This window comes from Sphingomonas sp. STIS6.2 (assembly GCF_000732685.2).
In the GTDB taxonomy this organism is placed as follows: Bacteria; Pseudomonadota; Alphaproteobacteria; order Sphingomonadales; family Sphingomonadaceae; genus Sphingomonas; species Sphingomonas aerolata.
This window is the reverse complement of record NZ_JPDP02000015.1, coordinates 36,148-42,407: the sequence shown is the minus strand read 5'-3', so window position 1 is coordinate 42,407 and position 6,260 is coordinate 36,148. Positions and strand designations below refer to the sequence as shown.

The window sequence follows — 6,260 nt, the reverse complement described above, 5'->3', positions numbered from 1 at the left end:
CGACCGCCTGCGCGCGGCGGAGCGCGAGTTCGCGCAAGGCGGACAGGTTGGATTTGGAGAAGAAGTGCGACAGCGCACGCGTTGCCTCGTGCGGCAGATAGACCTTGCCGGCGCGCAGTCGCTCGATCAGCTCGTCGGGCGGGATGTCGACGACCTCGATCTCGGCCATTTCCAGCACGCTGTCAGGCACCGTTTCGCGCACCCGGACGCGGGTGAAGCTGGCGACGATGTCGTTCAGGCTCTCGACGTGCTGGATGTTGACGGTCGAATAGACGTCGATCCCCGCGACCAGCAGTTCCTCGACGTCCTGATAGCGTTTGGGGTGTCGACTGCCCGGCGCATTGGTGTGTGCGAGCTCGTCGACGAGGACGAGGCGCGGCGCGCGCGCGAGGATCGCATCCAGATCCATCTCCTGGAGCGTGCGGCCTTCATAGGCGACCGCCCGCCTCGGAATGATATCGTGGCCGCGGGTCAGCGCCTGGGTTTCCGCCCGGCCGTGCGTCTCGACCACGCCGACGACGACGTCGACGCCGTCGCGGCGCCGCGCCGCGCCCTCGGACAGCATCTCGAACGTCTTGCCGACTCCGGGCGCGGCGCCGAGGAACACCTTGAAACGCCCCCTGCCCTCCTGCGCAGCAGCGCGCAGGAGGGCGTCGGGGTCAGGTCTGCCGTCGCCCGAGACCGGCATCAGCGCGCGGGCGCGCCCGAGGCCGACAGGCCGTCGAGCGCGCGGTTGAGCGCCAGCACGTTGACGTGCGGCTCCCCGAGGATGGACGCATCCATTGCATCCGTGACCAAAGCGCGAACCCGCTCGACCGGCACGCCTCGAACGCGCGCGATACGTGGCGCCTGGGCCAGCGCGGCGGCGGGCGACAGATCGGGATCGAGCCCCGAACCACTGGCGGTGACCAGATCGGCAGGCACCGGACCGGCCACACCCTCGGCACGGCGTTTCGCGACGTCGGGCGTCACGCGATCGACCAGCGCCTGGCTCGCCGGGCCGAGGTTCGACCCCGACGACGCCAGACCGTCATAGCCCTTGCCGGCCGCCGATGGCCGCGTCTGGAAATAGCGATCGGTCGTGAAGGCCTGTCCCACCACGGTCGAGCCGATGACGGTGCCGCGTGCGTCGCGTACCAGGCTGCCATTCGCTTGGCTCGGGAACAGCGCCTGGCCGATTCCGGTCATGGCGAACGGGTAGACGAGCCCGAGAAGGACCGCGAACAGGATCGTCATGACGATCGCCGGCCGCAGCGCGGAGGTGAAATCCTTGCCCATGTCTGTCTTTCCTTATGCGAGACCGAGGCCACCGACCACAAGGTCGATGAGCTTGATGCCGATGAACGGTGCAACGAGGCCACCCAGGCCGTACACCGCGAGGTTGCGTGCGAGCAGCGGTCCGGCTGCCATCGGCCTGTAGGCGACGCCGCGCAGCGCCAGCGGGACGAGGCAGGGGATGATGACCGCGTTGAAGATGATCGCCGACAGGATCGCGCTTTCAGGACTCCCCAACCGCATCACGTTCAGCACGCCAAGCCCCGGATAGAGCACGACGAACATCGCCGGAATGATCGCGAAATATTTCGCGACGTCGTTGGCGACCGAGAAGGTCGTCAGCGCCCCGCGCGTCATCAGCAACTGCTTGCCGAGGCCGACGACCTCGATCAGCTTGGTAGGATCGCTGTCGAGATCGACCATGTTGCCCGCCTCGCGCGCCGCCTGCGTGCCGGTGTTCATCGCGACGCCAACATCGGCTTGGGCGAGCGCGGGCGCGTCGTTGGTGCCGTCGCCGCACATCGCGACCAGCCGGCCGCCGGTCTGCTCCTTCCGGATCAGCTCCAGCTTGTCCTCGGGCGTCGCCTGGGCGAGGAAATCGTCCACCCCGGCCTCGGCCGCGATTGCCGCCGCGGTCAGCGGATTGTCGCCGGTGATCATCACCGTGCGGATCCCCATCGCGCGCAGCTCGCCGAACCGTTCGCGGATCCCGGCCTTGACCACGTCCTTGAGGAAGATCGCGCCGAGCAGGCGCCCGTCCTGCGCGACCGCCAGCGGAGTCCCGCCGGCGCGAGCGATCTCGTCGGTGATCCGGCGCAGTTCGGTCGCCGCCGCGGTTTCGCCCGATCCGGCATTGGCGCGCAGGATCGAATCCACCGCGCCCTTCTGGATCAAGGTGTCGGCCATCTTCACCCCCGAAATGCGGGTCTGCGCGGTGAACGGGATGATTTCGGCCCCGGTAGGGAGCGTGGTCGTCGCGACGTTGAACGTCTGGCGCGCGAGCAGCACGATCGAGCGGCCTTCCGGCGTTTCGTCGGCAAGGCTGGCAATCAGCGCGGCTTCGGCGAGTTGCTGCGCGCTGGTGCCCGACACCGCGCGAAACTCGCTCGCCTGCCGGTCGCCGATCGTGATCGTACCGGTCTTGTCGAGCAATAGGACGTCGATGTCGCCCGCGGCCTCCACGGCGCGCCCCGACTTGGCGAGCACGTTGAAGCGCACCAGCCGGTCCATCCCCGCGATCCCGATCGCCGACAGCAACGCCGCGATCGTCGTCGGGATCAGCGTGATCAGCAACGCCGCCAGCATCGCCACCGGGATCGACCCGCCGGCATAGGACGCGAAGCCCGGGACGGTGCCGACCGCGATCAGGAAGATGATCGTCAGCCCGACGAGCAGCAGCGTCAGCGCGATCTCGTTCGGCGTCTTCTGCCGCTCGGCACCCTCGACCAGCGCGATCATCCGGTCGAGGAAGCCCTTGCCGGGCTCGACCGTCACCTTGACGCGGATCTCGTCCGAGATGACGCGCGTCCCCGCGGTCACCGCCGAGCGGTCGCCGCCCGCCTCGCGGATCACCGGCGCGCTCTCGCCGGTGATCGCCGCTTCGTTGACCGAGGCCACGCCCGAAACGACGTCACCGTCGGACGGGATCAGGTCGTTGGTCTCGACCAGCACAATGTCGCCGACCTTGAGCTGGCTGGCGGGCACCGCGTCGAACTCGCGCCCGTCGCCTTTGAGCCGCTTGGCGGTCAGTTCCGCCTTGGTCGCGCGCAACGACGCCGCCTGCGCCTTGCCGCGCCCCTCGGCGAGCGCTTCGGCAAAGGTGCCGAACAACACGGTCAGCCACAGCCAGATGACGAGCTGAAGCTTGAAGCCGATCGACAGATTATCCTGCCCGACCACGAGCAGCACGGTCATCAACGCCGCGACCACGGCGGTGACGAACATCACCGGATTGCGGATCAGTTCCTTTGGATTGAGCTTGAGGAACGACGCCTTGATCGCGGGGACGACGAGGTCGGCCGTGAACAGGCTTTTTGTCTGGGTCTTTGCCATGGTGGCCCCCGATCAGGACAATGTGCCGCTGATCATCGCGAGATGATCGGCGATGGGACCGAGCGCGAGGCCCGGCAGGAAGGTGAGACCGCCCAGGATCAGGATGATGCCGACCAGCAGCCCCACCCACAGCCCGCCCGTCGTCGGGAACGAGCCCGCGCTTTCGGGTGTGTACTTCTTCGCGGCCAGGCTCCCGGCGATGGCGAGCATCGGCACGATGATGAAGAACCGCCCGACCCACATCGCGACGCCCAGCAGCCCGTTGTAATAAGGCGTGTTGGCGGTCAGCCCTGCAAAGGCGGAACCGTTGTTGGCGACCGCGCTGGTGAAGGCGTAGAGGATCTCGCTGAAGCCATGCGGCCCCTTGTTGAGCGGCCCCGCCAGCCCTTGTTGCAGCACCGACGACAGCGCGGTCAGCCCGAGGATCATCAACGGCAGCACCGCGATCGCCAGCACCGCGAGCTTCACTTCGCGGCTTTCGATCTTCTTGCCGACATATTCGGGTGTGCGCCCGACCATCAGCCCAGCGACGAACACCGCGAGGATCGCGAACAGCAGGAAGCCGTAAATCCCTGCGCCGACGCCGCCGATCACGACCTCGCCGAGCTGCATGTTGAACAGCGGGATCATCCCGCCGAGCGCGGTGAAGCTGTCATGCATGCTGTTGACCGCGCCGCACGACGCCGCGGTGGTGACGACCGAGAACAAGGCGGACGCGGCGATCCCGAAGCGGACCTCCTTGCCCTCCATGTTGCCGCCCGCGACGCCGAGATGCTGGAGCACCGGGTTGCCCGCGGCTTCCTGCCAATAGGTGACGGTGACACCGGCGAGGAACAGGATCAGCATCGCCGACAGGATCGCCCAGCCCTGCTTGGTGTTGCCGACCGCCTTGCCGAACGTCCAGGTCAGCCCGAAGCCGATCAGGAAGATCGACAGCATCTGGACGAGGTTGGTCAGCGCGGTCGGGTTCTCGAACGGGTGTGCGGAGTTTGCGTTGAAGAAGCCGCCACCGTTGGTGCCGAGCATCTTGATCGCTTCCTGGCTCGCGACCGGGCCGAGCAGCAGCGACTGTTTCGCGCCCTCCAGCGTCTGCACGTCGACGACGCCCGCCATCGTCTGCGGCACGCCGCTGGCGATCAGGAACAGCGCGTAGACGATCGAGATCGGCAGCAGGATATAGAGCGTGACCCGCGTCATATCCGCCCAGAAATTGCCGATCGCCTTGGATTCGCGCCGCGCGAAACCGCGGAACAGCGCGAAGGCGAGCGCGATCCCCGTGGCCGCGGACAGGAAGTTATGGATCGTCAGCCCCAGCATCTGGCTGAGGTTCGACATCGTCGATTCCCCGCCATAGCTCTGCCAGTTGGTGTTGGTGGTGAAGCTGATCGCGGTGTTGAACGCGAGGTTCGGGCTGAGCCCGGCAAGCCCCTGCGGATTACCCGGCAGCACGCCCTGTAGGCGCAGCACCGCATAGGTAAACGCCATCAACGCAACGTTGAAGAACAGCATGTGCAGCGCATACCGCCGCCACCCCTGCTCGGCATGCGGGTCGATGCCCGCGAGCGTATAGAAGCCGCGCTCGACCGGGCCGAGCACGACATGGAGCGGTGTCCGCCGTCCCTCGTACAGCGTAAAAAGCCAGGCGCCGACCGGTTTGGTCAGCGCGAGCAGGATGGCAACGAAGCCGAGGATCAGGATCCAGCCCTGGAATGTCATGGTGTCCGCCTCCTTCAGAAGCGTTCGGGGCGGATCAGGACCGCCACCAGGTAGATGAGAAGGCCAAGCGCGGTCAGCGCCGCGAGCCAGAGGTCGAGCGTCATGCGTGCGTCCTCATGCGTTGTCGCAGAGCCGGGCATAAGCGAGCGTCGCCGCCACCAGCCCGACCATGACGAGGATCCAGATCAGGTCGTCCATCGCCACGTCTCCTCAAAAGGCCGCGGTCAGCGACGCGACGATCGTGCCGCCGGCGATATTGCCGCTGCCGTCCTGCCCCTTGCTGAAACTGGGGCGCAGATAGGTCGCCTCGGCACCCGAAATGTCGGTGTCGATGTACGACACGTTGAAGGTGAGGTTGTGCCAGGTCGCATCCGCGCCGAGCGACCAGTCCCAATATTCGCCGGTCGGCGCGACCGCAGTCGCGTTGGGACCGAGCCCGTCCTGCCCCCAGCTGTGCCCGACATGCGCCTTGGCGGTGATCGGCGTACCGGCCAGCGCAAGCGCGCCGTCGCCCCACAGGTACAGATTGTCGTCCTTGTCGCCCGGACTCGTATAGACGCCCGCCGCGGCATCGGCGCCGGTCGCATACCATTTACCGATCGCCTGCTGCTGGGGCGCATAGGCCGCACCCGCGGTCAGCGTCGCCGGACCGGTCGTCCCGGTCAGCTTCACATAGGGCTCGGCGAAGTCGGTTTTATCGGCGCCGCCCGGATACATGTACCAGGTGAGGCCCACGTCGAGCGTGGCGTTGTTGGCAAGCTTCGCCTTGTAGCCGCCGATCAGATCGAGCTCCATATTGGCACCGCCGAACGTCCCCCAGCCGGCAAGGTTCGATCCCCAGACGCCGGCATAGAGACCGCTTGCGTGCGACACCGTGATGCCGCCCTGGACGGCCATGTGCCGGTCGGACTGCGACACGCCGCGAAACCGATAGTCGGAGGCGATCGCCGCCGAACCGCTGACCGTCAGCGTTGCCGGGGGAGCGGTGTCTGCAGCGGCCTCGGCCTTGTCGCCGGGTGTCGATTGCGCCTGCGCGGTGACGGGAAGAGCGAGGATCGCGACAAGCACTGCCGCATGACGGAACTTCATTGATGCACCCCTTGAACGGCGCTCGTCACACGACGATGCCTTCAGGGATGTGCGATTAGGCGCATCGATCGTAGCAATTCGAGATCGATTCCGGGAAATGGCATATAGCGCGCATATAGCTGGCGCAT

Annotated in this window: 6 protein-coding genes; all 6 read right to left on the bottom strand. The window is 66.8% G+C overall.

All coding sequences use genetic code 11. The annotated features are described in order from the left end of the window. On the bottom strand, positions 1 to 688 hold a 688-nt coding region (locus tag sphst_RS02440; RefSeq protein ID WP_442800373.1), incomplete at its 3' end, for a histidine kinase. After that, positions 688 to 1,278 carry a potassium-transporting ATPase subunit KdpC gene (kdpC, locus tag sphst_RS02435; protein WP_107045094.1) on the bottom strand — a complete coding sequence of 197 codons (591 nt, stop codon included), beginning with the start codon at positions 1,276 to 1,278 and terminating at the stop codon, positions 688 to 690. The genes sphst_RS02440 and kdpC, both read right to left, overlap by 1 nt. A gap of 12 nt (positions 1,279 to 1,290) precedes the next feature. After that, positions 1,291 to 3,327, bottom strand: a complete 2,037-nt coding sequence (gene kdpB / locus sphst_RS02430) for a potassium-transporting ATPase subunit KdpB (RefSeq protein ID WP_031395977.1) — start codon at positions 3,325 to 3,327, stop codon at positions 1,291 to 1,293. Positions 3,328 to 3,339: 12 nt separating this feature from the next. Beyond that, complete coding sequence (gene kdpA, locus sphst_RS02425) at positions 3,340 to 5,043, bottom strand: potassium-transporting ATPase subunit KdpA (protein WP_107045093.1); 1,704 nt, start codon at positions 5,041 to 5,043, stop codon at positions 3,340 to 3,342. 14 nt (positions 5,044 to 5,057) lie between these two features. Beyond that, complete coding sequence (gene kdpF / locus sphst_RS02420) at positions 5,058 to 5,147, bottom strand: K(+)-transporting ATPase subunit F (RefSeq protein WP_022685962.1); 90 nt, start codon at positions 5,145 to 5,147, stop codon at positions 5,058 to 5,060. A 106-nt stretch (positions 5,148 to 5,253) separates the two neighbouring features. Next, positions 5,254 to 6,132 carry a TorF family putative porin gene (locus tag sphst_RS02415; RefSeq protein WP_031395975.1) on the bottom strand — a complete coding sequence of 293 codons (879 nt, stop codon included), beginning with the start codon at positions 6,130 to 6,132 and terminating at the stop codon, positions 5,254 to 5,256. Positions 6,133 to 6,260 lie beyond the last annotated feature (128 nt).

Bases quoted from the DNA above. Each gene is read 5' to 3' on its own strand.
- kdpC (WP_107045094.1), bottom strand. From the start codon at position 1,278: ATGGGCAAGGATTTCACCTCCGCGCTGCGGCCGGCGATCGTCATGACG.
- kdpB (WP_031395977.1), bottom strand. From the start codon at position 3,327: ATGGCAAAGACCCAGACAAAAAGCCTGTTCACGGCCGACCTCGTCGTC.
- kdpA (WP_107045093.1), bottom strand. From the start codon at position 5,043: ATGACATTCCAGGGCTGGATCCTGATCCTCGGCTTCGTTGCCATCCTG.
- kdpF (WP_022685962.1), bottom strand. From the start codon at position 5,147: ATGACGCTCGACCTCTGGCTCGCGGCGCTGACCGCGCTTGGCCTTCTC.
- sphst_RS02415 (WP_031395975.1), bottom strand. From the start codon at position 6,132: ATGAAGTTCCGTCATGCGGCAGTGCTTGTCGCGATCCTCGCTCTTCCC.